The 25,284-nt window shown below is 56.9% G+C and carries 23 protein-coding genes; 8 read left to right on the top strand and 15 right to left on the bottom strand.

Annotated elements, in window-relative coordinates; all coding sequences use genetic code 11:
• Positions 1-4: 4 nt before the first annotated feature.
• Positions 5-640 carry a bifunctional 4-hydroxy-2-oxoglutarate aldolase/2-dehydro-3-deoxy-phosphogluconate aldolase gene (gene eda / locus ASD8599_RS16605; protein WP_108829568.1) on the top strand — a complete coding sequence of 212 codons (636 nt, stop codon included), beginning with the start codon at positions 5-7 and terminating at the stop codon, positions 638-640.
• Here eda and ASD8599_RS16600 read toward each other — a convergent pair.
• The 5 genes from ASD8599_RS16600 to ASD8599_RS16575 all read right to left on the bottom strand — a co-directional run bounded on the left by ASD8599_RS16600 (position 637) and on the right by ASD8599_RS16575 (position 8,024).
• Positions 637-1,320 carry an HTTM domain-containing protein gene (locus ASD8599_RS16600; RefSeq protein WP_108829567.1) on the bottom strand — a complete coding sequence of 228 codons (684 nt, stop codon included), beginning with the start codon at positions 1,318-1,320 and terminating at the stop codon, positions 637-639. The genes eda and ASD8599_RS16600 overlap by 4 nt on opposite strands.
• On the bottom strand, positions 1,317-1,856 hold the full coding sequence (locus tag ASD8599_RS16595; RefSeq protein WP_108829566.1) for a hypothetical protein: 540 nt from the start codon (positions 1,854-1,856) through the stop codon (positions 1,317-1,319). The genes ASD8599_RS16600 and ASD8599_RS16595 overlap by 4 nt, the downstream gene beginning before the upstream one ends.
• 758 nt (positions 1,857-2,614) lie before the next feature.
• Entirely contained in the window at positions 2,615-4,672 is a 2,058-nt protein-coding gene (locus tag ASD8599_RS16590) for a S8 family serine peptidase (RefSeq protein ID WP_108829565.1), read from the bottom strand.
• Between the two features lie 58 nt (positions 4,673-4,730).
• A complete protein-coding gene (locus tag ASD8599_RS16585) occupies positions 4,731-5,948 on the bottom strand; it encodes a phosphatase PAP2 family protein (RefSeq protein ID WP_181364522.1) in 1,218 nt (405 codons plus the stop codon).
• Positions 5,949-5,984: 36 nt separating this feature from the next.
• Complete coding sequence (locus tag ASD8599_RS16575; RefSeq protein WP_108829562.1) at positions 5,985-8,024, bottom strand: winged helix-turn-helix domain-containing tetratricopeptide repeat protein; 2,040 nt, start codon at positions 8,022-8,024, stop codon at positions 5,985-5,987.
• A gap of 323 nt (positions 8,025-8,347) precedes the next feature.
• Between ASD8599_RS16575 and ASD8599_RS16570 the strand changes: the two genes are divergently transcribed.
• Both ASD8599_RS16570 and ASD8599_RS16565 read left to right on the top strand, forming a co-directional pair.
• Entirely contained in the window at positions 8,348-9,373 is a 1,026-nt protein-coding gene (locus ASD8599_RS16570) for a zinc-dependent alcohol dehydrogenase (RefSeq protein ID WP_108829561.1), read from the top strand.
• A 9-nt stretch (positions 9,374-9,382) separates the two neighbouring features.
• Entirely contained in the window at positions 9,383-10,147 is a 765-nt protein-coding gene (locus tag ASD8599_RS16565) for an SDR family oxidoreductase (RefSeq protein ID WP_146188237.1), read from the top strand.
• 62 nt (positions 10,148-10,209) lie between these two features.
• Here ASD8599_RS16565 and ASD8599_RS16560 read toward each other — a convergent pair whose 3' ends face one another.
• From ASD8599_RS16560 to ASD8599_RS16520, 9 genes are all read right to left on the bottom strand, one after another.
• Entirely contained in the window at positions 10,210-12,084 is a 1,875-nt protein-coding gene (locus ASD8599_RS16560) for a beta-galactosidase (protein WP_108829559.1), read from the bottom strand.
• The gene (locus ASD8599_RS16555) at positions 12,081-12,920 is read right to left on the bottom strand and encodes an SMP-30/gluconolactonase/LRE family protein (RefSeq protein ID WP_108829558.1); all 840 of its coding nucleotides are present in this window, start codon (positions 12,918-12,920) and stop codon (positions 12,081-12,083) included. The genes ASD8599_RS16560 and ASD8599_RS16555 overlap by 4 nt, the downstream gene beginning before the upstream one ends.
• Complete coding sequence (locus ASD8599_RS16550; protein WP_108829557.1) at positions 12,917-13,519, bottom strand: 2-dehydro-3-deoxy-6-phosphogalactonate aldolase; 603 nt, start codon at positions 13,517-13,519, stop codon at positions 12,917-12,919. Before ASD8599_RS16550 ends, ASD8599_RS16555 begins: the two co-directional genes overlap by 4 nt.
• Before the next feature lies 1 nt (position 13,520).
• Positions 13,521-14,414, bottom strand: coding sequence for a 2-dehydro-3-deoxygalactonokinase (locus ASD8599_RS16545; RefSeq protein WP_108829556.1), 894 nt, complete (start codon positions 14,412-14,414; stop codon positions 13,521-13,523).
• Complete coding sequence (locus ASD8599_RS16540) at positions 14,411-15,181, bottom strand: SDR family NAD(P)-dependent oxidoreductase (RefSeq protein WP_108829555.1); 771 nt, start codon at positions 15,179-15,181, stop codon at positions 14,411-14,413. The genes ASD8599_RS16545 and ASD8599_RS16540 overlap by 4 nt, the downstream gene beginning before the upstream one ends.
• A complete protein-coding gene (gene melA, locus ASD8599_RS16535; protein WP_108829554.1) occupies positions 15,181-16,545 on the bottom strand; it encodes an alpha-glucosidase/alpha-galactosidase in 1,365 nt (454 codons plus the stop codon). The genes ASD8599_RS16540 and melA overlap by 1 nt, the downstream gene beginning before the upstream one ends.
• Positions 16,546-16,567: 22 nt before the next feature.
• Positions 16,568-17,416: a carbohydrate ABC transporter permease gene (locus tag ASD8599_RS16530; protein WP_108829553.1), complete on the bottom strand. Its 849-nt coding sequence runs from the start codon at positions 17,414-17,416 to the stop codon at positions 16,568-16,570.
• The gene (locus tag ASD8599_RS16525) at positions 17,416-18,336 is read right to left on the bottom strand and encodes a carbohydrate ABC transporter permease (protein WP_108829552.1); all 921 of its coding nucleotides are present in this window, start codon (positions 18,334-18,336) and stop codon (positions 17,416-17,418) included. Before ASD8599_RS16525 ends, ASD8599_RS16530 begins: the two co-directional genes overlap by 1 nt.
• A gap of 139 nt (positions 18,337-18,475) precedes the next feature.
• The gene (locus tag ASD8599_RS16520; protein WP_181364521.1) at positions 18,476-19,744 is read right to left on the bottom strand and encodes an ABC transporter substrate-binding protein; all 1,269 of its coding nucleotides are present in this window, start codon (positions 19,742-19,744) and stop codon (positions 18,476-18,478) included.
• Positions 19,745-19,926: 182 nt separating this feature from the next.
• Here ASD8599_RS16520 and ASD8599_RS16515 point away from each other — a divergent pair, with 182 nt between their 5' ends.
• Together ASD8599_RS16515 and ASD8599_RS16510 are read left to right on the top strand one after the other, a co-directional pair.
• Positions 19,927-20,715 carry an IclR family transcriptional regulator gene (locus ASD8599_RS16515; protein ID WP_108829551.1) on the top strand — a complete coding sequence of 263 codons (789 nt, stop codon included), beginning with the start codon at positions 19,927-19,929 and terminating at the stop codon, positions 20,713-20,715.
• Between the two features lies 1 nt (position 20,716).
• A complete protein-coding gene (locus ASD8599_RS16510) occupies positions 20,717-21,769 on the top strand; it encodes an ABC transporter ATP-binding protein (protein WP_108829550.1) in 1,053 nt (350 codons plus the stop codon).
• Between the two features lie 106 nt (positions 21,770-21,875).
• Here the strand turns inward: ASD8599_RS16510 and ASD8599_RS16505 are convergent, their stop codons facing one another.
• Positions 21,876-23,051 (bottom strand): reductive dehalogenase, encoded by a 1,176-nt coding sequence (locus ASD8599_RS16505; protein WP_108829549.1) that lies wholly within the window; start codon positions 23,049-23,051, stop codon positions 21,876-21,878.
• A gap of 82 nt (positions 23,052-23,133) precedes the next feature.
• Between ASD8599_RS16505 and ASD8599_RS16500 the strand changes: the two genes are divergently transcribed.
• From ASD8599_RS16500 to zrgA, 3 genes are all read left to right on the top strand, one after another.
• Positions 23,134-24,078 (top strand): NAD(P)-dependent oxidoreductase, encoded by a 945-nt coding sequence (locus ASD8599_RS16500; RefSeq protein ID WP_108829548.1) that lies wholly within the window; start codon positions 23,134-23,136, stop codon positions 24,076-24,078.
• A 109-nt stretch (positions 24,079-24,187) separates the two neighbouring features.
• Positions 24,188-24,574, top strand: a complete 387-nt coding sequence (locus ASD8599_RS16495; RefSeq protein WP_108829547.1) for a Fur family transcriptional regulator — start codon at positions 24,188-24,190, stop codon at positions 24,572-24,574.
• Between the two features lie 29 nt (positions 24,575-24,603).
• Positions 24,604-25,275, top strand: a complete 672-nt coding sequence (gene zrgA / locus ASD8599_RS16490) for a zinc uptake protein ZrgA (protein ID WP_108829546.1) — start codon at positions 24,604-24,606, stop codon at positions 25,273-25,275.
• Positions 25,276-25,284 lie beyond the last annotated feature (9 nt).

Genomic DNA, 25,284 nt, shown 5'->3' with positions numbered 1-25,284 from the left:
TGAAATGACCCCTCAAGATGCAAGCGCCGCCGCGCTGAAAATATGCCAGATGGCCCCGATTGTGCCCGTCTTGGTGGTGGACGATGCCAAGGATGCCGCACCGTTGGCGCAAGCGTTGGTGGCAGGTGGCTTGCCTGCCTTAGAGGTAACATTGCGGACCCCTGCCGCGCTTGAGGTGATCCGTGAAATGGCGTCTGTCGCGGGCGGGTTTGTCGGGGCTGGTACGCTTTTGACACCTGCTGATGTGCTTGCAGCAAAAGATGCGGGGGCGACGTTTGGCGTGTCCCCCGGTGCTACGGACCGGCTGTTGGATGCATGTGAGGACGCAGATTTGCCGCTTCTTCCCGGTGCCGCAACCGCGTCCGAAGCGATGCGATTGCTGGAACGCGGGTACAAGATGCTGAAATTCTTCCCTGCCGAGGCGTCTGGCGGTGCACCTGCCCTCAAAGCGATTGGCGCACCAATTCCGCAGGTGAGTTTCTGCCCGACAGGGGGCGTCAGCCCCAGCAATGCAAAAGAGTATCTAAGCTTGCCGAATGTGGTTTGTGCCGGCGGGTCGTGGGTGGCCCCCAAGGATCTTGTCAAAGCAGGCGATTGGGCGGGCATTACCGCATTGGCAAAAGCGGCTGCAGCCCTTTAGCCAAAAATCCTGTCCTGAAACCAGATCAAAGACGGGTAGGCCGCGATCCATATCCACAAAAAGCGGTTCAAACCGAACAGATATGCATTTGCCATGTGAAACAGGCTTGCAACGATCAAGGCAAAATACAGGCTGGGGGCGCTGAGCAAGGTCAGGGGAAACAAGACCTCAAAGCCGATGACCAACCACGACATGGCGCACAATATGCCGGTGCGGTTTGCCAATCCGCGCAGGTTTTCCGCCACAGGATATGCAGAGAACGCAAAAACATCTGACAATGCCTGACCGCTGCGCCATTCAGGGTTCATCAATTTGACCCGACCGGAAATGAAATAGGACAAGGTCAATTGCACCGCGAGATAGGCAAAGGCCATGTCCTGCCAAAACGGTGAAGGTGCTGCATGGCTTAGGCCCAGACAAAACAGGATCAATATGCCCATCTTGTCGCTGCCGCCGTTGTAGGGCCCTTGAAAGCGGTGCAGCAGAAATACAGCTGTCAGAAACAGGCCAAGCAACGCCCAAGGGGTCATAAGGTCGCCCAACAGCAGCCCGCAACAGATGATGCGCATTGCAAAAACGGTGCGGTTTTGGCGGCTGTGGACAAGATGTTCCAACGCGCTTTGCAACAGGGCAAGGGCCAGCAGGATTTCAGTCAGGCGTTGGGCGCACTCAAAGCTCATGCTGCGACTGCTGCGAAGGGCGCAGAGACATAGGTGGTTTCGGTCACGATTGCAGAAGCGTCCCCTCTGCTGATGAAGACAAGACGGAATTGCAGCTGTGATGTGGGGCTAAGCGACGGGGCACCCCGCCGGGCCTGTTGGGTGATGCGGGCGCGGATTTCATCAATGCTGTGGGTGGAAGGGGCCAGCGTCAGACGTTCGGACAAGCTGACCATGAACAGGTCGTCGTTCCACGCAGGGTTCCAGAATAGCCTGCGCAGCATGGTGAACACCGACGTGGTCTGAGGACGCGGATTGTAGGGAACCCAAGAGGAAGTTGGTGCGGGCAGATCGCGAACTATACGCCATTCAACGCGTGGACTTGGTTCTATGGCTTGGAAAAACCGCCATGACGGAATGAGGCAGGGCAACAGCAATGAGAATACGCGCAGCATCGCCTGACATTGGTACAATTTGTTTAGGATCACGTTAAAAATGGGCGTGCCACCGCCCAGCTTTGCACAGACACCAAGCGCACAGAAAAATGTGTGGCCCATCAACCAAGCCTGACCTGCGTGCTGACGAGGCACGCAGGCTTCTAAAATTGAACTGCACCGCTTTTCTGTTTCCAGATCACGCCACAGCAGGCTGGATTGATGTATGGCTTAATACGCCGCCACACTAAGTTCTAAAAAAACAGTTGCCGTGATCGGGAACGAAACTTCAAACGCACCCCCCCATTTAGAACCCTCGGAATAAAAGGCCCATTCATTGCAACTGATGTCGGAAACTTTCGCCACGGTGCGTCGACTTAGGTCAAAATAAACCCAGCCATTGTGACGCACCGCGCAGACTACACTTTGATGTTACGAACGGATCGCACTATCGAAACTTACTCGTACCAAAACACCCCTTCGTACCCTTTACCTTCTGCGCGCCCGGTTGAGCGGTCAAAAATATGACCTGTCGGGTTTGCAGCCTGAAACAGTAATGTTCAGGCATATTACAACTCGGTCTTTCCTTGCGTTGCTTTCCTTGTGCGGCAGTAATTTGCTTTGGTGCGCAAGGATCGTTTCAGCGTGGCTCGACGTCGTGGGTTCACATTACGCAAGGTGCTGTGTGGAATCCTGAAGTCTCAGGCTAAAAAAAACGAAAATTTACGAAATGTGTTTTGTTTCAAGAAGTTGCTTCTGCCCTAAATGCAGAAATTTTGTGCCTAAATGCAAGAAATCGGCCCGAGTGGGGGCCGATTTCACACTTTTTCGCCGGTTGTGTCGTTCTACGAAAGCGTATGCGAAAACAACATCAGATGGCGTTAAGGCTGTGGTGGCTGCGGTCCAAAAGGATTTGCCAGCCGAAGCCGTCCGCCCCCGGTGCGTGTAACGAAGGGTTGCGCGGGTTGCAGGGGGGGATAACTGCTGTCGTCGCGTTCCCCTTGTGCAGCCACCCAAGCGCGGTCTGCGTCTTCGCCTTCAGCCAAAGCATCAATCACCATACGGGCTGCAAGTGGTGCCGCCACGCTTGTTCCGTTCTGATGCACCATGGACCCGCTGCGGGTGCCTGCGCCCAACACGCCGTAGACCACAAGACTGTCGTCGCTACGCGCTGAGGCGTCCGGCCCCATGCGTGTGGGAACAGCAGCCCCCCGCGCCTTGGAACTTGGCCCCGCAGAGGAATAGACAGCCAGCTGTCCGTTGCTTTGCGTCAACCCGCCGATCATGATCGGTTCGTCTCCACAGGCAAAGCCGTTCAAGGTGCCGGCACGCCGGATGGGGCAATCGGACCCTTCGGGATCAACAGGCAACGGTTCTCCTATCTTGTTGAAGCGCACATAGCAGGCGTTGTTGAAATAGGCTTGCCGTGCGCCGGTTTTGTAGCCGGGCAAAGTTTCATCACGCTGGATGCGCACCTGAACGGTTTCATCGTCAGGCAAGCAATTGTTTTGAAAGGCCATGGTCCAACGCCCCGACGGGGCCACATGCACGCTGTCTTCGTTTGTGAAGGTCGGGTTAATCGACAAGGTGATCACCCCACGCGCTGTTGGGGCAGGTTCCAAGGCATAGGCCAGTTCGGCAATTTGTTCACCGGCCGCGTTGTGCAACACCTGACTTGATCCCGCCTGCGCATGCACCAACAAGCTGGTGGACCCGAATGGCGGCGTCACACGCACCGCAACAACATTGGGCGGTGGTGTGTTGGCGCTGTAGGGCATCCATGCTTCGACGAAGGTGCCGGTAAAATCATCCGGCATCACGTTCAGATCAAGCGTGATATCGTGACCCGCCGGTGCCTGTGCAAAGTTGATCGCGGCATGCACACGCGCCAGATTTGAATTGCCCGCAGGCATGACCATGCGCCGCTGTTCTTCAGGTGTCGATTGCATTTCACGGTCAATGATCCGCGCAATCGTGCTGGTGCCATCGCTTGGGCCATTGAAGTTGCCATAGCTGAAGTTCACCACCAAAGGCGCAATCGGTCCGTTTGCCGATCCGACGCGAATACGTTTTGCACGCCGTTTGATGAACCGCAGGGCCGACCGCAGGCTTGGGGCCAAACTTGTGCCGGTGGTGTCTTCGCTGACGGCACTTGGAAGCTGGGCCGCGATGATCGGACGGTCGTCACGCGCATCTTCCATCGGATATCCCGCAGCCAGTGACATCACATGTGACCCGTGCGATCTGCGGTACATGGTGGTTGAGAAATACGGGCTTGCGTAGTCGATGCTGCCTGCTGCTGTGTAAAACGCCTCTTCGTCGAGAATTCCCGAAAAGGTGTTCTGGACCATCAAGGCATTGATCTGCTTCGTAAACAGCTTGCGCCCCACGGCCTTGTTCGGCCCGTTGTCGGCATCCATGATATACATGGCCGCCAGCCGTGTTTCGGTCAGCCCTTTTCGAAACAGATTGTGGGCAAAGCCGATGCCGTCATCAATGATGCCGACAGTCACAGTGCCGTCTTCCACCACGGTGATGTTGTTTGCCGCACCTTCAACAAGGTCGGGTTGGCTTGCTGTGGCGGCCGCGTCATCACTAACTTCGTGGCCCAGACTGATATCGCGCACCCCCAAGCTGTTTCCGGTGGCGTTCAGCGCATTTAGCGCGTTTGGTTTGGCGAAGATTTTGACAAAGAAATCTGGGTCGCTTTCATCTTCGCCTTCAATAAGATCCTCGACAGGGATCACGGCGTCGCCGTCAAAATTGGACTGCAACACATCTGCAAATCCAACCAATGACATATTGTCGAGCTGCACCAGCGCAGACCACCACTGGTCTTGTGCTGGCGCACCTTGTTGCATGGCCGACTGCCGCAAACGGTAGTCGGTGCTATAGTCCAGCACATCAGGTGCCGAAACATCTTTCCATTGAAGCTGCATGGCGCTTCCTTTCCGTTTTCAATTCATAAGAAATCATAGGTCCCCTCGGGTGGGTGTCTTACGAAGTGATGTCGGTCCATTCCTTTACAGCTTTGCCCCAAAGCCATTGCAACGGCGCGGAATCGGTCAGGTCTGTTGCAGTATCTTCGGTTTGGGATGTCATCCATTTGCCGTCGGTGCCAATCTGGTCAGCCACTTGGGCATCATCGGGTGCCGTATACAGTTGATGCCAGTTGAAATCGTCTGCCCCGGCAAAGTTTTCGCCGTTGAAGCTGGCAGAGGTGCGTTGTCCGGTGTCCCCGGTGCAATAGGTGCAACGTTCCGACACGAAGTCTGCCAGCGTCAAACCAAGGAGTGCGCCGGACACACTGTCCACAGGGAAATGTACGCCTGCAACAGTGCGGTTGATTGCGACCCGCGCAGCCTGACGCATCAGCATGTCCCCAAAGACACCATCATTGGCGTTGTATTGCGGCGCATTGGAGGCCCGCATCAGCTTCCAGACGGTCCGTGCCAGAATGAAGGCTTCGGTGGCGTGGCCGCTGGGCAATGTGCCATGTGTCGGTGTCGGGATCATTGGCTGCACTTGTGGCGAAAACTCAAGGGGGCGTTTGCACGCCAGTGAATATTTCACGCGCATTTCGACAAAGCGGGCAAGGCGCAGAACTGTGGCCAGCAGTTCAAGGGTATGGGGCGTGCGGCCTGCATCCATGAATCCGATTGAGGCCATGAAGGCCACGGGCGACCCGATTTGCGCCAGGATTTCCGCGCCGCGGTCGGGGCGTAGATCAGCATAGGAAAACAGATAGCTCAGCTGGGTTTGGAACGTGTCCATTGTCGGTTCGGACATGGTGATCAGGGGTTGATACGCGCAAGTTGGCGCGTCGCCTGCGTTCGCCGTTGTTTCCATTTGGAACACGCGTGCAACAGCCGGATCGTTGCTGGTGCGCGGGGATGCTGCAAAACCGATGCGTGATGCCAATTCGAAATCGAAGATGCTGGCACGAACGTCCGCAGACAGGCGCGACAGGTTCTTGGCGTTTTCGGGGCTTGGGGCCGCGACAGGGAAAGGCGTTGGCAGCGGAGTTCCTGAAATGCCGTCGCGGTTGGTGATCAAAGCATCCGACGTCAGCGGGTTTTGCTGGCCGATGCCCGCAATGCCTGCGATCCCTGCGATGCCAGCAATTCCGGCGATGCCCGCAATTCCTGCGATACCCGCGATCCCTGCAATGCCCGCAATACCAGCTTCTGGTCCGCCACCTTCAAAATTTCTCATACTAACGCTCCTTGGTTTGAAATGTGTTGTGTTTGGTTATTCGGGAATACCGATTTCTTTCATGGTGTTTCCCAGCTCCTGACCCCATGCATAATCGCGTGTGGGGGAAAGTCTTAGCCAGTCGCTGACCCGTAAATTGGGTTGCAACTTCATCAGCTTTACGCCCGTTTCGCGGGCTTCTTTGACCCGGTTCAGACGCATTTGCGCCACGCCTTTGACGCGCAAGGTCGAGGTGTGGGTGCTGTTGGCACGCAGGGACAGCTCTGCAAGTTCCAGTGCCTTTTCATTTTGGCCTGCCGTTAAATATGCGGTGGCTGTCAGCGATAAAAAGAAGAACTTCAAGGGGTCCAAAGGGGTCAGTCGCAAGGAATGTTCGGTGTCGCGTATGGCGTCCTGACCTTCGCCGCGAAACGCAAACATGGTACCGCGTAAAAGGCGCCCCACAGCGTCGTTGGGGCTGATGTCGAGGGCGCGGTTATAGCGTTCCTCGGCGTCATGCAGCTGGCGCTTCAAATTGGTCAGCACCATGCCTTCAGACACAAGGGCCAACACGTTGTCGGGGTCCAGATCCAGGGCGCGTTTTGTCAGATCCAGGGCGGGTTCCGCTTCGGTTCCGGGATCGGGGGATTGTCCCTGCTGCACACGCAGCACATGCCACCGCGCCATCCATGCGATGGGGGCTGCTTGATTTGGGGCGCGTTCCATCAACGCCTCAAGAAGCACTTTGGCTTTGAAAAAGTCGTCCGGTGACAAGCGGTGCATCAACGCCACGGCGCTCATCAACAGGGTGTAGCTTTCCAATGTGGGCAAGGGCTGCTGACGCACTTGCATCACCGCGCGGGTGTAAATCGCCTTTTGCACGCGCGCCACGATCCATTCGATGATGTCGGGGGCGGAATAGCTTTGATCGACGTCGCAGGTTTCGGCGTCGGCCCACAGGATACGCCCTGTGCTGACCTCTGCCAGCTCTGCGTGGACTTCCAGTTTGCCACCGCGTGCCATGTGGCGGCCTGACAACACATAGTTGGTGCCCAACAGCTTGCCGATTTCCGCCAAAGACGCATCCCGCTGTGCAAACTTGGTGCTGGACAGGCGGGAGATGACATTGATTTCAAGGGATCGCGATAACAGGGAAATGACGTCTTCGGCCAGAACTTCACCCAAAACCGCCGCTTGGGGGTCGGGGTTGCGGGCTTTGAACGGGATAATGGCAATCGTAGGCAGCAAATCTTCGCGATTGACGACAGAGGCTGCGCCGGGCGTTTGGGTGCGGTCGAAAATCTTGTAGCATCGCGTGCGTTCTTCGATGTCGGGCAGCACGCAATCGCCAATGTCCAGAATATCGCAATCCAGACCCGCAGTCAGAAACTGTGTCACTTCGCCCGATATCATGATGTCACCGGCATGGGCCAATGCGGCAAGATGGCGGGCACGGTGGGGGGGCATATCCTGTGGAGACCCCATATCAATACCGATGCGCAAAGGACGTGATGCAACGGCAAGCAAAGCAAATGCCGAAGCCGCCATTGCACTTTCGCACGCGATTTCGATCCAATCAGGGCCTTTGGTGGCGATGGTCAGGCCCTGGCCTGCTGCGAACTGCGCCATGTCGGCATGAAAAACCGCAGCGTTGTCCGCTGTTCCACAGGCGATATGAAGGGTGGCCCCGACACGACGGGCAAAGGCCAACACAGAAACCACGGTATCATGTTGTGCGTGTGGCGCTGACGCAAGGGGGGCAACCGCGACTTCTTTTTCAAGCGCGCTCAGGCAGTATCCCTTTTTGGGCACCGTGCGCAGGATTTGCCGTGTTTTATCCCCGATGTTGCGTCGAATATCTGCAATACATTGCACAATGCTATCGTCTGTTACGCTTAGACCGGACCAGACTTCGTCGATCAGCGCGTCTTTTGTGACGGTTTCACCGACACGCGACGCAAGCAGTTTTAGCATCGCAGCTGATTGTGGGCGCAGCGTAATTTCGGCTCCGTTCACATCGCGCAATTGACCTGATTGACGCTCATAGGTGGCGTCGCCCAAAGACAGCACAATGTGTGACGGGTCCTTGTCCATCATTTTGCCTCAGCTCTCCCGACGAAAAGGGATGCTGGCCTGAAAGCCGATATACCGCGTCATACAATTCCTTTTTGGCGCATTTTACGCCTTTGTTGTAGACCAAACGGCCTCACCACCCTGCCGTGTAACGTAATCGGTGTGTATCCTATCGATCAAGGCATTTCTACATGCGGTACCTGTGGTTGCATGTACGTGCAGGACTTGATCCGTTCGTGTGCCCGAAAGAGGTTTGGGCATTGATCCGAAACCAACTTTGCCGCTAGGTTTGAAGCGCTTGGGGGCAGGGTCCTCTGGCCCAGAAATCACATCCAAAGGGACGCGCAATGAGCCAACCAATGATCGCAGCCGCACAATACCGTGGCGACAAAACATTTACATTGGAAAACGTGCCCTTGCCCGCGCCAAAGCCCGGCGAAGTGCCGGTGCGGATCGCGTTTTGCGGGATCTGCGGCACCGACATGCATGTCTATCACGGGAATATGGATGCACGTGTCGGGTTCACGCGCGTTTTGGGACATGAAATGTCGGGTGTCGTTGATGCCGACGGTGAAGGGTTTACCAAAGGACAAAAAGTCGTTGTGCGTCCTTTGGATCATTGTGGCGACTGCCCCGCCTGTCGCGCAGGACATCAGCATATTTGCCATTCTTTGAAGTTTTTGGGCCTTGATACAGACGGTGCCATGCAAGAAGTCTGGAATGTCCCTGCGCACACGTTGCATATTTTGCCCGACGATATTCGTATGGATCATGCCGCCTTGATCGAACCTGTGGCCGTTGCGTGCCATGACGTGCGCTTGTCCAACTTGCAGGCTGGAGAAGACGTTTTGGTGATTGGCGGCGGTCCCATCGGCGTTCTGGTGGCCATGGTCGCCCGTGACGCAGGCGGGAAGGTTGTGATTTCCGAAGTCAATGCGCACCGCTTGGCCATTTTGCAGAAACTGGGTTTTGACACGGTCAATCCGGCTGAAACGGATCTGCAGGCGGACATCATGACCCGCACCGGCGATAAAGGCGCGGATGTGGTGTTTGAAGTGTCCGGAACCCAACCCGGTGTCGATGCGATGACGGCCTGTGCTGCGACACGCGCCCGGATTGTGATGGTGGCCATTCATGCCGCCAAACCCGCCGTGGACATGTTCCAGTTTTTCTGGCGCGAATTGCAGCTGATCGGGGTGCGCGTGTATGAACCCGTGGACTATGAAAAGGCCATCACCATGATCACGTCGGGCGGCGTGGATGCGGATACAGTCATCACCGATGTGGCGCCTTTGGCGGACATCCAGCAGGCGTTCGAAAATCTTGATGCCAGCCCCACAGCCATGAAAAGCCTGATCAAGGTAGGAGCATAACCCATGAGCATTTTGTCTACATTCGACCTGTCTGGAAAAACGGCTCTTGTTACGGGGGCAAAGCGCGGTATCGGGCGTGGCATCGCAGAGGCTTTGGCCTCGGCCGGTGCTGACATCGTTGGCGTTTCCGCATCGCTGGAATTGTCAGGCAGCGATGTTGAAAAATCCGTTACCTCTATGGGGCGGTCTTTCAAAGCCTACCAATGCGACTTTTCGGACCGCAGCGCGGTGCGTGGCTTTGCTGCCCAAATCGAAGCCGATGGCATAGAGCCGGACATCCTGATCAACAATGCCGGCACGATTCTGCGCAAACCTGCCGCAGACCATGATGACGCGCTTTGGGACGAAGTGATCGAGGTGAACCTGAACGCCCAGTTTGTGCTGTCACGCGAAATTGGCCGTGGCATGCTGGCGCGAGGCTCCGGCAAGATCATTTTCACAGCCTCGTTGTTGACGTTTCAAGGTGGGATCACCGTGCCGGGGTATGCCGCATCCAAAGGTGGTATCGGGCAGTTGACCAAGGCACTTGCCAATGAATGGGCGGGGCAGGGCGTGAACGTCAATGCCATCGCCCCGGGTTACATCGCCACCGACAATACCCAAGCGCTGCAAGATGATCCTGTGCGTTCAAAATCTATTCTGGAACGTATTCCAGCGGGCCGTTGGGGCACGCCTGCTGATTTTGGTGGGGCCGCGGTGTTTTTGGCATCAGAGGCCGCATCTTATGTGCATGGCACAGTTTTGACCGTCGATGGCGGCTGGATGGGCCGTTAGTGTGATTGGGGGCTCTGCCCCCGCGCTCCCCCGGGATTTTTTAGGAAAAAGACGGGATTGGCCTAAAGAATTCGGCTGCCGTCTTTGAAAATCGCAAGGTCGCATCCTTTGATTTTGTGGCCCTCGTAGCTTTGGTCTTCGTTTGTGTAATTGATCACAAATATGTGGTCTTGTGTGGTGCGCACCCGCAAATCGCCTGTGGGTTTTGCGGCTATGAGCTGCCCCAAAATAGTGTCCCAAAGCGTTTCGTCTGGCCACGCCGCCAGTCTGAATTGCCCGTCGCTTTCAAACAGGACGGCTTTGCCTGCATCATCTGAAATGATGGTTTGATCGCTGTCCGCTACATCCCATGTTTCTTGCCAGTGCACCACATGCCCTGCGTCCTGCACACTGCGTTTATGATCTGGTGGCAGGCTTTCGGAGAACTGTGGCAGGGGTGATGTGTCGCTGGTGGGTATGCGCAATTCTTCCGTGACGGTGCCTGTGCGGGGGCCCAATACCACCTTGCTGTCGGTTTGCGTCAGGCTGTCGGGGATTTGTGCCAATCCCGGCGCCAGAACCACATCATATCCGTCGAAAGATCTGGCTGTTACGGGCAAGATGTCGACTGTTAGCCCCGCACGACGCATCGCTTTATACGCCTCAAGCACCAACCTGAAATAGGTGAAATCCGCACCTTGCGGAAGCGTTGTCCAGGACCAGTCCGAGGCGTAGTCAAAGACCAGCGCCGCATCGGCTTTCTTTTGCGTGATCGCGCCAATTTGTGCGATTTCGCGGGCCACCTGCGCGGCTTCTGTCATGCCGGGTGCAGGTATGTTTTGCGGGGTCAGCAACCCTGCGTGCATCTGTTCTTGCGCAAACGGGGCTTGGCGCCATCTGAAATAGCTGACCACTTCGGCGCCATGTGCAATCGCTTCCCACGTCCACAGCCGCACCATGCCTTCAAGCGGCGCGGGGTTGTAGGGCGCCCAGTTCACCGGACCGGGCTGTTGTTCCATCACCCACCAGCGCCCTTTGCCGACACTGCGGTAAAGATCGTGGTGAAAGGCCTGCATGTCGGGGTCGCCCTGTTGCAGGTATTTGGCTTTGTGTGCCTCCGAGGCGTCCAATCTGTCCGATAGAAACCCGATCGGGTAGCTGTCCCATGACGCGATATCGAGGTCGGCCCCCACATCGAAATGATCAAATTCAAGGATGCGCCCCATGTAGTTGTGGATCAGCGGTGCGTCGGTGGCGTGCCGCAAAGCCTGTGCTTGGGCGCGGTTGTAGGCCGTGACCTGATCTGATGAAAACCGCCGGAATGCCAGCTCATGCGCAGGGTTGGGTTGTGTCACGGTCAGATGTGGCAGGGCGATCTGGTCGAAATCCGTGTATTCGATCGACCAAAACACGTTCCCCCATGCCGTGTTGAGTGTTTTGATGTCGCCGTACCGCTGGGCGCACCACCCTTGGAAGGCGGTTTTTGCATGGTCGGAATAGCTGATCACCGTATCGTGGCAGCCGTATTCGTTGTCGATCTGCCACGCGTGAATGCGCGGATCACGCCCGTATCGTTCCCCTAGCGCTTGCGCGATGCGCACGCTTTCGGCGCGGTATCCCAAATGCGAAAAGCAATAGTGCCGCCGTGATCCGAATGTGCGCGGTTGCCCTGCACCATCGACGGCCAGCATATCGGGATAGCGATCGATCATCCAACGCGGCGGCGTGGCGGTTGGCGTGCACATCACCACCTTCAATCCGTGCCCTGCCAAGATGCCGATGGCCTTGTCCAGCCATTCAAACGTGAAGTGTCCCGGCACAGGTTCCAGCCGCGACCACGCGAATTCCGCGATGCGCACCCATGTGATCCCTGTCTCTACCATGCGGGCGGCGTCTTCGGCCCACATCGCTTCGTCCCAGTGCTCGGGGTAGTAGCACACGCCAAGTTCCGGGATCATAGCAGCACCCGTGGTTCAGGCAGACCTTGGCCCGCGTTTGTTTGCACAAAGGTCATGCCATCGCGTGCCCCTGTCAGCCCTGTGGCCGCACTTGTGATGTAAAGATCGCTTAGGTCATCGCCGCCAAACGCAGGGCATGAGGCCTGCGTGCCGCCCACATCCACCGCTTTCACAAAGCTGCCGTCCGGGGCATATACCCCGACCCGCGCGGCCCCCCATTGCGCCAGCCACATATTGCCCGCAGCATCTATGACAGCCCCGTCTGGGTTTAAGCCGTCTTCTCGCAAATCCAGAAACACCGATGCGTCGCCTTCGGGCCAGCCATAGCGGTCAAGGTTTTGCCGCATAACGCGCTTGTTAAACGTGTCTGTGTAGTAGGCATGGCTGCGGTTGGGTGCAAAACATATGGCGTTGGACACGGTAATGCCGCTGCAAAGCTTGCGCAGCTCGCCGTTGAAATAGCGGTAGATCGCCCCAGCATAGCGTTCGGTGTTCTTGCCCATGGTGCCGATCCAAAACCCACCCCACGGGTCTGCGCGCCCGTCGTTTGAGCGTGTCACGGGGTTGTCGGCCTCAAGGGTTGTGATGCGGCTTAACGCTCCGGTGGTGATGTCAAAGCGCCAAAGGCCGGTTTCGGATGCCATGAATAGCGTGGTGTCATCTACCCAGCCTGCAGCCGAGAAATGTTCGTCAAACTGCCACTCTTGAGGGTCTTCGCCCGCTTGGGTCAGCAGCCTCTTGCCCAAAATATCAAACCAGAACAACTGCTTGCGGGTTGGGTGCCACAATGGCCCTTCGCCCAAGGCGCAGATGCGGGTGTCGAAGATGGTGCTCATGTCAAAGCAGCGTCATAGGCCGCAACGATGGCTTGGGCCTGTGTGCTGACATCTTGTGCCGACATGCCCGGCTTGTAGATGGCAGAGCCAATGCCAAACCCGTCCGCGCTGGCCTTCATCCAAGTGCCAAAGTTGTCGGGGCCCGCGCCGCCGACGGCATAGACTTGGGTGGATGGCGGCAGCACCGCGCGCAGCGCTTGCAGCCCCGAAGGGCCTGCCATGTTGCCGGGGAATAGTTTCAGACCATCTGCACCGGCTTTCAATGCTGCAAAGGCTTCTGTCGGTGTGAAAACACCTGGCCAGCTTTGCATGTTCAGCGTTTTGGTTTTGGCGATGACGTCAGTGTCGCAATTGGGGGATACGATCAGGGTGCCACCAGCATCATGGACGGCTTGCACCTGCGCACAGTCCAGAACGGTGCCCGCGCCGATGGTCACATCCCCAAATGCTTGGACCATTTCCGATATGCTTTGCAAAGCGTTTGGTGAATTCATGGGCACTTCGATAGTGGTGATGCCAGCGTCCAGGATGGCTTGGGTCACAGCGACGGCGTCTGGTGGGGTGATCCCACGCAGAATGGCGATCAGATTGCGGGTCATGTCAGCTGTCCTTTGTTGTGCGGTAGGCGGCCTGAAGTCCGGCCAATGTCATGCGGGCGGCATCCGCAACAAGGGCCGGTACACCTTGTGCGTCTAGCGCCATTGCATAGGCCCGCGCCAGCGTGTCGTCGCCGATGATGGCCACATTCTGACCCAACCAAAAAGGCCGTGCCGCCGACAGTTCCGCCCCAAGCAACAAGCCCGAAAGACGGGCGCGGGCGCTGTCTGCATCAAAGCCCTCAAGCAGATCACGGGCGCGCAAATTGAACAGATACGCTGCCAGCCGTTCAGGCCGCGACATCGTATCGTTCAGCGCATCCTTAAAGGCAGCGTCGTCCCAACCGGTTCCGATCGAATGCTTCAAGACCGAGTTTTCTGTCAGCAAAGCAAATTGTTCGCCCGTCATGAAGGTCTGGAAAGACACGACTTCACCTGCACTGACATGCGCCCATTTGGTGTGCGTGCCGGGCAAACAGATCACGCCATCCCAGCCATCGTTCAAAGCCAAAAATCCGGCGATTTGGGTTTCTTCACCGCGCATCACATCGGCGGGCGCGGTTTGCTTTAGCCCCGGAATGACCCAGACGTTCAGGCGCGGATCAATTGCGGGGGCCTGCACCAAACCGTCGGCCACAGGCGTTGTGGGGATCGCGCCGTAGGGGGCCTCTACCCAGCCTTGCCGTGCGCCAACCATGCCGCAGGCGATGACTGTTAATGCGCTGTCGCCCAGCCATGGTTCGATCAGGTCCAGCAAAGCCCCTTCAAATTGGGTCGCGCCCAGCTTTGCCATGCCCGCGTCTGACTGTGCTTTGTCCAAAACCGTGCCGCCCTGCATGGCCCAAACGCGCAGGTGCGAGGTGCCCCAATCGGCAGCTATCCAATCAGGTCGGCTCACCCTGTCACCACCACGCCGCCATCCACAACCATACACTGACCTGTCATCATACGGCTGGTGTTTGAGGCCAGAAACAGAACTGCGTCCACGATGTCTTGCGGGGCAAGATGATCCTTCAGGCATTGGCGGTCCAGATGCGCGGCCAGTGCGTCGGGGTCGGCCCATTTGTCCAACTGCTTTTGCGTCAGCACCCAGCCGGGGGCCAAAGCGTTCACGCGGATTTTGTCAGGTCCCAGTTCACGGGCCAGACTGCGCGACATGCCAGTGATCCCGGCGTTTGCCGTGGTGTAAGCGGTGTAGCCCGCGCCCCCCATGATATAACTGATCGAGCTGAAATTGATGATCGACCCATGCCCTGCCTTTTGCATCTGCCGCGCGGCTTCCTGGCAGGCAAAGAAGTAGGATTTGAGGTTGATGGCCTGCATCCAGTCCCAATAGTCCTCGGTCACCTTGTCCAGCGCGTGCCGGTCATCATTGGCCGCGTTGTTGACCTGAACGGTGATAGGCCCATGTGCCTTTTCCGCCTGCTGCATCGTCTTTTTCAAATGCGCGGTGTCGGTAATGTCGCCTTGCAAGAACAGGGGCGCATGCCCGTGCTTCATCTCCATCTCGGCCACGAATTTGGACGCATCGGAACGGCCAATAAACGCCACCTTAGCCCCTTGGGCCAAGAACCCTTCCGTGATCGCGGCCCCAATGCCGGACCCGCCGCCTGTCACATAGACAGACGCCCCTTTGAGGTCGTGAAACGTAGCAGATTTGTCCATTATGCGGCCTTTGCTTTGCGTGCGAAGGCGGGCAGCCAATCGCCGTGGGCTTTCAAAAGATCATCCATCATCGCCCTGATTTGGCGCAAGTCCAATTCGGCAGCAGTGTGCGGGTCCATCATGGCGGCGTGGTAGATGTGTTCGGGGTTTTCGTCTACCAGCGCGCGCACCGCCAATTCCTGCACGTTGATCTGTGTGCGCATCAGCGCCACCAGTTGGGGCGGGATGTCTGTGACGACGGTGGGCTGTATGCCGTTGGACGTGGCCATGCAGGGTGTTTCCACCGCGGCCCCCATCGGCAATTGCGGGATTTGCCCTGTGTTGGGCAGGTTGCCATACAGCTCATAAGGTTGGTTGGTGACGATGGCGTTCATCAGTTCTGACGCGAATTCATGGCTTTTGGCGACTTCGATGCCGCCGTCTGTGCCGCTGTCGGTTTGTAACGCTTTGGCCTGTTCCTTCCAGTGGGCCACCTGTTCGATACAGCGCGTGGGGTATTCGTCCAGAGGGATCGAGAAGTCGGCGATCAGGTCTTCGCGCCCCTCTTTGATGAACCAAGGCACATATTCGGCCAGATGTTCGGAGCTTTCGGTGCAAAAGTAGCCCAGCTGATCCATCACCTCGTAGCGCACCTTATTGGCGCACCGCGGCATCAGCAGGGGCGGTTTGGGCAGCGCACCCGACGCATAGCCTTGGCGCAGCAAAGGATACAGGTCGCGGGTATGATCGCCCATGTCTTGTTCCAGCCGTGTGAAGAACGCAACGTGGTTCACACCTGCCACTTTATAGCGGATGTCGGCTTGCGGTATTTCCAGATCATGCGCCATTTCCTGCACTGTGTTTTGCACGGAATGACACAGGCCGACGTGTTTCAAACGCGGGAAGCGTTCGGCCAGCGCCCATGTGTTGATCGCCATCGGGTTCACATATTGCAGCAGCGTAGCATCGGGGCACAGTTGCATCATGTCCTCGGCCACGCCCCACAGCACAGGCACCGTGCGCAGGCCGCGCATGATGCCACCGACGCCCAAAGTGTCGGCGATGGTCTGGCGCAACCCGTAGGCTTTTGGGATTTCAAAGTCGGTGATGGTGCAGGGATCGTAGCCGCCGATTTGAAAGGCCGTGACGACGAAATCTGCGCCTGCCAGCGCTTCGCGACGGTCAGTGTGGGTGGTGACTTTCGCCCCGGTGCCCACGGTTGTGATCATGGACCGTGCCACCATTTCGCTTTCGGCCAAACGGTCAGCATCGATGTCCATAAGCGCGAAATGGCTGTCTGCCAGCGCAGGTGTTAGCAGCGCGTCGCCCACGATATTCTTCATGAAAATCGTGGAACCAGCCCCGATAAAGGTGATTTTCGTCATCAGCGTTACTCAAGCTAAGGGGTTATTTCACCGCGCCCAATGTCAGGCCCGCGATGAAGTGTTTTTGCATCAAAAAGAACATGGCGACAGGGGGCAGGGCGGCGACGATGCTGCCTGCGCTCATCAAGTGGTATTGCGCTACGAACTGTGAATTGAAGCTGGTGATGCCAGCCGTCACAGGTTGTGCGTCTGGTCCTTGGGTCAGCACCACCGCCCAAAAATAATCGTTCCAGATAAAGGTGAAGATCAGCACCGACAGGGCCGCCAGCGCGGGCTTCATCAAGGGCAAGACGATGTACCAGAAGATGCGCCATTCTGCGATGCCTTCAACGCGCGCGGCCTCGATCAGCTCGAACGGCAAAGCGCGGATGAAGTTGCGCATAAACAATGTGCAGAACCCCGTTTGGAACGCGATATGGAACAACACAAGGCCCAGTTTCGTATCATAAAGCCCGATGCCCACAGTCAGGTCGCGCACGGGCACCATCAGGATTTGAAATGGTACGAAGTTGCCTGCGATGAACATAAAAAAGATCCACAGGTTTGAGCGGAACTTGTAAATGCCCAGTGCAAAGCCCGTCATTGAAGACAGCGCCACCGCCCCGATTACGGTGGGGATGGTAATGAGCAGCGAATTGACCATGTAACGTGGCATATCTGACTGGAAAAAGACCTTGCCGTAGTTGTTGAACAGCTCAAACGATCCGGGCATCCCCCAATAGTTGCCAGCCGCGAAATCCGCCGAGGATTTGATGCTGAACATCGCCACCGCGATCAACGGCAGAAGCCACATGATCAGGGCAAGGGGCAGAAGGCTTTGATAGGTCAGTTGTGCTGCCCGCGATCGCTTTTCGATGGGTGTCGGAAACATCAGCGCGCCCCTTTTTCGTCTTGGTACATGGACCACAGGAAGTAGCCGATGAAGCACAGCATAATCAGGAACAAGACCACCGCGATAGACGCGCCGTATCCCATACGAAAGCCGAATTCGGACAGGGATTCTTCGAACATGAAAAAGGACAGGACGCGGGTGGACCCGAATGGCCCGCCGTTGGTCATGATGGAAATCAGGTCAAAGGACCGCAGCGCACCGATGATCGTCACCACAAAGGCGATGAAAGTGGCAGGTTTTAGTTGGGGCAGGATCACATACCACAGCATTTTCCAGCCCTTCGCGCCGTCTAAACGGGCCGCTTCGACCTGTTCGGGGTCCACCGCGTTCAAGCCCGTGAGGTACAGGATCATGCAATAGGCGGTTTGGGGCCAAAGGCCGGCGGCGATGATGCCGTAGGTCGCTGTGTTGGGATTGCCCAGAACGCCGCCACGAATGTCGAGGCCGAAAAAGCCGATGATGACATCGAACAACCCGTTGTTGGGCAAGTAGAACCACGAAAACACCAAACCCACCACGACCTGAGAGATCACGAAGGGAAAGAAGAACATCGACTTGTATAGGCGAATGCCCCAGACTTTCTGGTTCAGGAACAATGCGATGAACAGGCCAGCGGGGATGGCGAGCAAATACAGGAACAGCCATTTCAGGTTGTTCCAGAACGAAATCTCGAATTTGCGGTCGGTGGCAAGGCGTTCATAGTTGCCAAGGCCGATCCATTCCTTTTCCCCCAGCCCGTCCCATGCGTGAAAGGAAATCCAGACGGATTGAAAGATGGGGACAATGACGTAAACCGCGAAAAACAGGATGCCGGGCAGCAAAAACAGCCAGGGCGTCACGCGAATTTCGTTCTGCTTGTACCAACCCTTTGTGGGCGCATGGTCGGTGGTATGGGTCATGCGACGGCTCCCTTATCTGGCGGTTTGACTGTGGCGGTTTGTTGCCTTGGCGCTGCGGCCCAGCAGGGCGACAGGGCAAAAGCCTGTGCGGGGTGACCCCGCCCGAAAAGGGGCGAGGTCAAAGTGTGAGCCCAAAGGCTTACTTTTTGTAGATGCGCTCGGCGGCTTGCTCAAGACGGGCCAGGATGTCATCCAGATTGTCCGGGAACACCATGAACTCTTGCAGGCCTTCCATGCCGACCGATGCCATTTCCGCAGGGAAATCGCGGTCAAAGAACTGCGCCACGCCGCCTTTGGCGTTGGTAGACAGCATCGCGAACCCTTGCTCAAGGAACTCGTCTGCATCAACAGAGGATGCGGAGTTCACAGGAAGCTGACCTAATGCGTCGCCTGCGTTGATCTTGGTTTGCACGTCAGCGGATGTGACAAACTGCAAGAACGCGCGGGCGTTGTCTTTGTTTTTCGCGTTGGACGGGATGTGGAACGTGTCTGTCGGGGCGTCTTCCCCCTGTGGCACATCTGCGATGGTCGGGAACTGGTAGAAGTCGATCTGATCATCGCTCAGGCCGGCTTCGCGCATGTGTGGCACTGCAAAGTTGCCGATCAGGTAAGACGCGGCGTCGCCGTCGGTCATGAACTTAAGCGCTTCTTGCCAGCTGTACGACTGGTGGTCTTCGATGTAGCCGCCCATGTCGATGATCTTGCGCCAGTTGGCGAAGGTTTCGCGCACGCGGTCATCTGTCCAAGCGACTTCGCCGCGGGCCAGTTGCATGTGGAAATCAAAGCCGTTTGTGCGCATGTTCAGGTAGTCAAACCAGCCGCCTGCGGTCCACAGGAACTTGGTGCCGATAGCATAGCACTTCTTGCCGCTGTCGACGATTTTCTGGCAATTGGCCAGCTCTTCTTCAAAGGTGACGGGTTCGGACAGGCCCAGCTCTTTGAACATGTCTTCGCGGTAGTACACGCCCCACTGATAGTAGGTGTATGGCACGCCCCACTGTTTGCCATCCAGCGTCATGGCGCCTTTGACAGACTCCAGCCCCGGCAGGTCGCCGTTTTCATACATGTCGGAGATGTCTTCAAAGAGACCCGCCTTGACGTAAGGCCCCATGCGGTTGGCGGCGTACCAGTTCACAACGTCAGGGGCGTTGGCGGTCAACGCGTTGCGGATCTGGGTTTTCCAGGCTTCGCGGTCCACCACTTCCAGCTCTACATTCAAATCGGGGTGCATTTCGCCGAATTCCGCAGCCAGACCTTCGATCACAGCGCGTGGCGCAGGATTGGACATGTCTGCAATGATGCGCAGATCGCCAGACAATGGTTTGGAATGCCCGTCAGCAAGCGCAGCGCCGGTCAGCATCGTGCTGGCCGCGAGGGCTGCAATGGTTGCTTTAAGTGTAAATGACATGGAGTTCTCCCTATTTCCACAGTCTTGAGGTGTATTTGGTTCCATATAATGAAACCGTGTTTTATTAATTGGAATTACGCATCGAATCGCCTAGCTTTGTCAACAGTCGTCTTGGCGACGCCTTTTTTACAGGGGCGGGTTGGACGCCAAGGTGATTGCAAGGATCGGGGAGGGTCATTGCCGTGTCAGGGGACGGAACAGTCGGAAAAGCATTGGACGTGCTGGATCAGGTTGCGTCGTTTGATCGGCCTGTGCGTTTTGGCCAACTTCTGGAAACCAGCTGCTATCCCAAAGCAACGCTGTACCGGTTTGTGCAAACCCTGACCAACCAAGGCATGTTGATGTATGACGCCGACCGCCAAACCTATGCGCTGGGCATGCGGTTGGTGCGGCTGGCGCATAAGGCGTGGACGCATAGTTCACTGGCCCCCATCGCGCGGCATCACCTGGACCTGCTGAGTGCATCCTTGGGGGAAACTGTGCATCTGGCGCAGATGGACAGCAGTCAGGTTCTATATGTCGACAAACGCAACGCGGCCCAACCCGTTGAAATGTATTCACAAGCGGGCCGTGTCGGACCCGCCTATTGTACGGGTGTTGGCAAGGCGATGCTGGCCCATCTGACCGAAAGCGCTTTGGCCCGTGCCATCGAACAGCAGTCGTTTCACAGGTTCACCGACAGCACATTGACGTCAGAGACTGCATTGCGCGAAGAATTGGATGCCATACGCGCCCGTGGTTATGCCTTTGACCGCGAAGAACACGAACCGGGCATCATTTGCATTGCGATGCCCATTTTGACGAATGCCGGTCGCGTTCTGGGCGCGTTGTCTGTGACGGGCCCGACCATGCGCCGCACTTTGGCTGAAATGGAAAACTGGGTGCCGCAATTGCGTGCGGCGTCTGAAAATATCGCAAGGGAGGCCGCCGCGTGGCGTTTTCCCGACATGGACCAACAAAAGGCGGGATGACATGACAGGCGTAACTTTGAACAATGTGATCAAGCGCTACGGCGACACTCAGGTGATCCATGGCATTGATCTGGATATTGAGGATGGCGAGTTTTGTGTGTTTGTCGGCCCGTCGGGCTGCGGCAAATCCACGTTGTTGCGTATGATTGCGGGCCTTGAGGAAACCACCGAAGGGTCGATGTCCATCGGAACGCGGGATGTCACCCACGAAGATCCGTCGCAACGCGGTGTGGCCATGGTGTTTCAGACCTATGCTTTGTACCCGCATATGACGGTTGAAGAAAACATGGGGTTCGGCCTGAAAATGAACGGCGTCCCCAAGGCGCAAGTGCGTGAGAAGGTCGGGAAAGCTTCTGACATTCTGAAACTGGGTGATTACCTGAAACGCAAACCCAAGGCGCTTTCGGGTGGTCAACGTCAGCGCGTTGCCATCGGCCGTGCCATCGTGCGTGGCCCCGAGGTGTTTTTGTTCGACGAACCGTTGTCCAACCTTGACGCGGAACTGCGTGTTGAAATGCGCGTTGAAATTGCCCGTTTGCATCAAGAAATCGGCGCCACCATGATCTACGTGACCCACGATCAGGTCGAAGCCATGACCATGGCTGACAAGATCGTTGTGTTGCGTGCCGGGCGCATTGAACAAGTCGGGGCGCCGTTGGAACTGTACCGCAATCCCGACAACAAATTTGTGGCCGGATTTATCGGGTCTCCGTCAATGAATTTTCTGGACTGCGATGTCGAAAACGGAATGCTGGCGCATCCTGCGTTTGCGGCGCCCGTTCAGTCCCCTGTTGCTATATCGGGTGCGCAGGTTTGTGCGGGCATACGCCCCGAGCACATCACCATTGATCCTACCGGCGACACCATGAAGGTAGAATTGACCGAAGCGCTGGGCGGCGTGTCTTATGCCTATTTGCGCGCCCCCAATGGCGATCGGCTGATTGTAGAGGAACGCGGCGACGAGAGATCGCGCGAAGGCGACAGCGTTGGTATCACGTTTGAGCCGCACCGCGTGATGCTGTTTGACGCGCAGACTGAAGCCCGACTGCGGTAAAGGCGTGGGGGGGTAAAGATGTAAGGGCAAGGATGAAGGGGGCGCTGCCCTCGTCGCTTCGCGCCTCCTCCCCCCCGGGGATTTTTCGGGAAAAGACGCAGATTGGTCAGGGCTTTTGCGTCCACCATGTGTTCGGTTTGATGCGGCCGCCTCTTTTCCGGTCAAGCCAAAGCGCGATGCGTCGCGCCGGTGACAATGCGATTTTCAGCCATATTTTGTGCTGCCATTTGCCAAAATCGCGGTTGAACGGGCAGACCCGCATGCAGATTGCACAATCGGTTTTCATTTTGGCCCAGAACCCGAAACATTTTTCCGCGTCCGACGTCCATTTTTTGACGCCTTTGATCGCGGAGACATTTGCTCCGCCTTCTTTTGGTGCCCCGAAGGGCAGGGCTTTGACCGGGCAGGCGTCAGCGCATTTTGTGCAAATGTCGCAAAAGGCTTTAACCCCTTTGGGCTTTGGTTTGTCGTGGTCCAAAGGAAGATTTGTAAAGATTTTAGAGAACCTGAGCCTTGGTCCGAATTCGGGTGTGATCACCAGTTGGTTCCGCGCGTATTCCCCCAATCCTGCCTTTACCGCATAGGGGATCACCAACCCTGTGTCGTTCATGGATGCCACGGCCTCATAGCCCAGATTGCGGATGTAGGCGGCCACTTGCATGACCACCGCGGCCTCGTGGCTGTATTCGCGCCCCGTTGCCGCCCCTGCCAAGGCCGACGGATAGGTTGCCACCAGATCCGCGTCCATTTCATGTCCCAATACAATCACCGACGTCATGCCTTCCGGCAGGTCGTTTGGTGCTTCAGACAGATCGCGGGTGTCGACGCGAGACGCATACAGCCAGCGGTCATCCATATCAGTGACACCGCACAGGTCTGCCCCGAAAAACCGCGCCACGCGCTTTATCTCATGGCTCATCGCTTTGGGATCGTCGATGTCCATGGCGTCGTCCGCGACGGGGGTGTCGTAGCTTATCGGGGCCTGAAACCCTTCGCGGCGCCCTTCATCGGCATGCCGGTCGGTCATCACATCCGAAATCAGCCATGAGGCGTTGCGCAGCGCAAAGTCGCGTTGCGTGAACCCGTCGCCTTTGCGGGGGGCTGCCTCCATCCTGTAGCTGGCAAAGAATGCATCGGTGTGTTTGGACCGCACGGTGTCGTCGTAAAAGGCCCGTGTGAAAACATCGTCACGCTGCGTGAAGCGCGTGAACCCGTCGGTCACTTCGATCCCTGCGGCGGCGTCACCGTCCCGCGCACCCATTTGGTTTTTTGGATAGCTCATGATTATGACGCTACCCCGTCGCAATCGGAATGGACAAGTCGCAAATGTTTCGCCCTTCATGGCGTAAACAGGGAGAGACAATATGAAGATTGGATTTATCGGGCTGGGCAATGTTGGCGGCAAACTGGCGGGCAGTCTTATTCGCAATGGGTTGGATGTGACGGTCTACGACCTGAACCCGGATTTTGTCGCAGGCAAGGTCGCGGATGGTGCCAAGGCGGGTAACAGTGCCGCTGACGTGATGCAGCACTGTGATGCCGTCATAACATGCCTGCCATCGCCTGCCGCTTGTGATGCCGTCGTGCGCGAAATGTTGCCGCATGTGGGGCCGGGCAAAATCTGGATGGAAATGTCCACCACAGACGCGGAAGAGGTCAAACTCCTGAGCGCATTGGTCATCGCCGCAGGCGGCGAAGCAGTGGATTGTCCGGTGTCGGGGGGCTGCCACCGTGCGGACACTGGCAACATCTCGATCTATGCAGGGTGCACGCGCGACACATTTGACAAGGTTTTGCCCATTTTGACCCACATGGGGCGGCGCATTTTGCATGTTGGCGACATCGGTGTGTCATCCACCCTGAAGGTCATGACCAACTATCTGGCCACCATGAACCTGTTGTCTGTTTGTGAGGCGCTGACCGTGATGAAAGCTGCGGGCATGGATATGGGTATGACATATGAGGCGATTGCCATGTCGTCGGGCACGTCCTTTGTACATGAAACAGAAAGCCAGTTGATTTTGTCCGGCTCGCGCGATGTGAATTTCACCATGGACCTTATCCAAAAGGACATCGGTCTGTTTCAGGACATTGCCGACCGCCATAGCGTGCCGTTGGAGCTGTCGCCATTGATGATTGAAATGATGACTGACGGCCAGAAACGCTACGGTGTCCGTGCACAATCCGACCGCATGATCGAACGGCTGGAAGAGGCAACGGGCCTTAGCGTAACAGCGCCTGGATTTCCGCAAGAGCTTGTGGACGATGAACCCGAAGAACGCGGTTATGAGGTTGTTGTCCGCAGGTAAGGGCACAAAACCTTTGCGCTTTTGCTGACATTTTACGGTGCACTGTTGCGTGCGCCGCAAAAGTTATTTTATAAAGTAACAAAGCGACCATTTTCAAAGGACCACTTTCATGCGCAAGCAAGCGGCCACGCGCCAAACGGATGTACTGGATGTGCTGCAGCAGCATGACAGGCCGCTGACGGCGTATGCGATTTTGAACCAGATGAAGCAAAGCGAACCCGGACTTGCCGCCCCCACAATCTACCGCACACTCGAGGCCCTGACCCAGCAAGGGCGCGCCCACAAGCTGGAATCGATCAAAGCGTTCGTGCCGTGCCGGTGCGATCACAACGCCTCTGTTCCCGTGCTTGCCGTCTGCGAAGACTGCGGGATCGTTGAAGAACACGATGGTGCGCCCATCTTGCCCAACCTGAAAGCGCTTGCGGAAAAATCCGCCTTTCAAGCCAAGCGGCACATTGTTGAAATCCACGGCCGCTGCAAAATATGCGCGGCATAACCCCCCCCGTTTAACAGGGAACTTCTGCTATGATTAAATCCTCTTCTGCTACTCTTATCCTTTTTGTTGTGGCATCGGCAGCGGCCGCCGAAGACGCCCGCCAGTTGGATGCCCATGAACATGGTGTGGGCCAGCTGGACATGGCCTTTGACGGAAACCAGATCGCTTTGGAACTGCATGCGCCGGGTGCGGATATTGTCGGGTTCGAATATGCCGCGCAAAGCGCCGAGGACCGCGCAAAGGTAGATGCTGCAGTTGCCAGCCTTGCCCGTCCTCTTGATCTGTTCGCAATGCCCGCCGCCGCGGGATGTAGCGTTGTGCAGGCCAGCGCATCCTTGGAAAGCGAAGAAGATCATGAGGATCATGCAGATCACGACGATCACGAAGAGCACGCGCATGACGAAGGACATGATCATGAAGGACATGATCATGAAGGCCACGACGATCATGCAGATAGCGAAAAGCATGAAGGCCACGACGACCATGAAGAACATGCCGAAGACGCAGGCCACACAGAGTTTCACGCAGAATATATGTTGGAGTGCGCGGCCCCTGACCAAGCGACCCTCATTCAATTTGCGTATTTCGACACGTTCCCCAATGCGTTGGAACTGGAGGTTCAGGTGATCACGGACAAAGGCGCGACTGCTTTTGAAGTGTTGCGTGATGCGCCAACGCTTGATCTGCGCGACATGTTCTGAACTTGAACC

It is taken from the genome of Ascidiaceihabitans donghaensis, assembly GCF_900302465.1.
Lineage (GTDB): Bacteria > Pseudomonadota > Alphaproteobacteria > Rhodobacterales > Rhodobacteraceae > Ascidiaceihabitans > Ascidiaceihabitans donghaensis.
The sequence above is the reverse complement of the archived record's forward strand: the minus strand, read 5'-3'. Positions and strand labels throughout refer to the sequence as shown.

Bases quoted from the DNA above. Each gene is read 5' to 3' on its own strand.
- eda (WP_108829568.1), top strand. From the start codon at position 5: ATGACCCCTCAAGATGCAAGCGCCGCCGCGCTGAAAATATGCCAGATG.
- ASD8599_RS16600 (WP_108829567.1), bottom strand. From the start codon at position 1,320: ATGAGCTTTGAGTGCGCCCAACGCCTGACTGAAATCCTGCTGGCCCTT.
- ASD8599_RS16595 (WP_108829566.1), bottom strand. From the start codon at position 1,856: ATGGGCCACACATTTTTCTGTGCGCTTGGTGTCTGTGCAAAGCTGGGC.
- ASD8599_RS16590 (WP_108829565.1), bottom strand. From the start codon at position 4,672: ATGCAGCTTCAATGGAAAGATGTTTCGGCACCTGATGTGCTGGACTAT.
- ASD8599_RS16585 (WP_181364522.1), bottom strand. From the start codon at position 5,948: ATGAGAAATTTTGAAGGTGGCGGACCAGAAGCTGGTATTGCGGGCATT.
- ASD8599_RS16575 (WP_108829562.1), bottom strand. From the start codon at position 8,024: ATGATGGACAAGGACCCGTCACACATTGTGCTGTCTTTGGGCGACGCC.
- ASD8599_RS16570 (WP_108829561.1), top strand. From the start codon at position 8,348: ATGAGCCAACCAATGATCGCAGCCGCACAATACCGTGGCGACAAAACA.
- ASD8599_RS16560 (WP_108829559.1), bottom strand. From the start codon at position 12,084: ATGATCCCGGAACTTGGCGTGTGCTACTACCCCGAGCACTGGGACGAA.
- ASD8599_RS16555 (WP_108829558.1), bottom strand. From the start codon at position 12,920: ATGAGCACCATCTTCGACACCCGCATCTGCGCCTTGGGCGAAGGGCCA.
- ASD8599_RS16550 (WP_108829557.1), bottom strand. From the start codon at position 13,519: ATGACCCGCAATCTGATCGCCATTCTGCGTGGGATCACCCCACCAGAC.
- ASD8599_RS16540 (WP_108829555.1), bottom strand. From the start codon at position 15,181: ATGGACAAATCTGCTACGTTTCACGACCTCAAAGGGGCGTCTGTCTAT.
- melA (WP_108829554.1), bottom strand. From the start codon at position 16,545: ATGACGAAAATCACCTTTATCGGGGCTGGTTCCACGATTTTCATGAAG.
- ASD8599_RS16530 (WP_108829553.1), bottom strand. From the start codon at position 17,416: ATGTTTCCGACACCCATCGAAAAGCGATCGCGGGCAGCACAACTGACC.
- ASD8599_RS16525 (WP_108829552.1), bottom strand. From the start codon at position 18,336: ATGACCCATACCACCGACCATGCGCCCACAAAGGGTTGGTACAAGCAG.
- ASD8599_RS16520 (WP_181364521.1), bottom strand. From the start codon at position 19,744: ATGTCATTTACACTTAAAGCAACCATTGCAGCCCTCGCGGCCAGCACG.
- ASD8599_RS16510 (WP_108829550.1), top strand. From the start codon at position 20,717: ATGACAGGCGTAACTTTGAACAATGTGATCAAGCGCTACGGCGACACT.
- ASD8599_RS16505 (WP_108829549.1), bottom strand. From the start codon at position 23,051: ATGAGCTATCCAAAAAACCAAATGGGTGCGCGGGACGGTGACGCCGCC.
- ASD8599_RS16500 (WP_108829548.1), top strand. From the start codon at position 23,134: ATGAAGATTGGATTTATCGGGCTGGGCAATGTTGGCGGCAAACTGGCG.
- ASD8599_RS16495 (WP_108829547.1), top strand. From the start codon at position 24,188: ATGCGCAAGCAAGCGGCCACGCGCCAAACGGATGTACTGGATGTGCTG.
- zrgA (WP_108829546.1), top strand. From the start codon at position 24,604: ATGATTAAATCCTCTTCTGCTACTCTTATCCTTTTTGTTGTGGCATCG.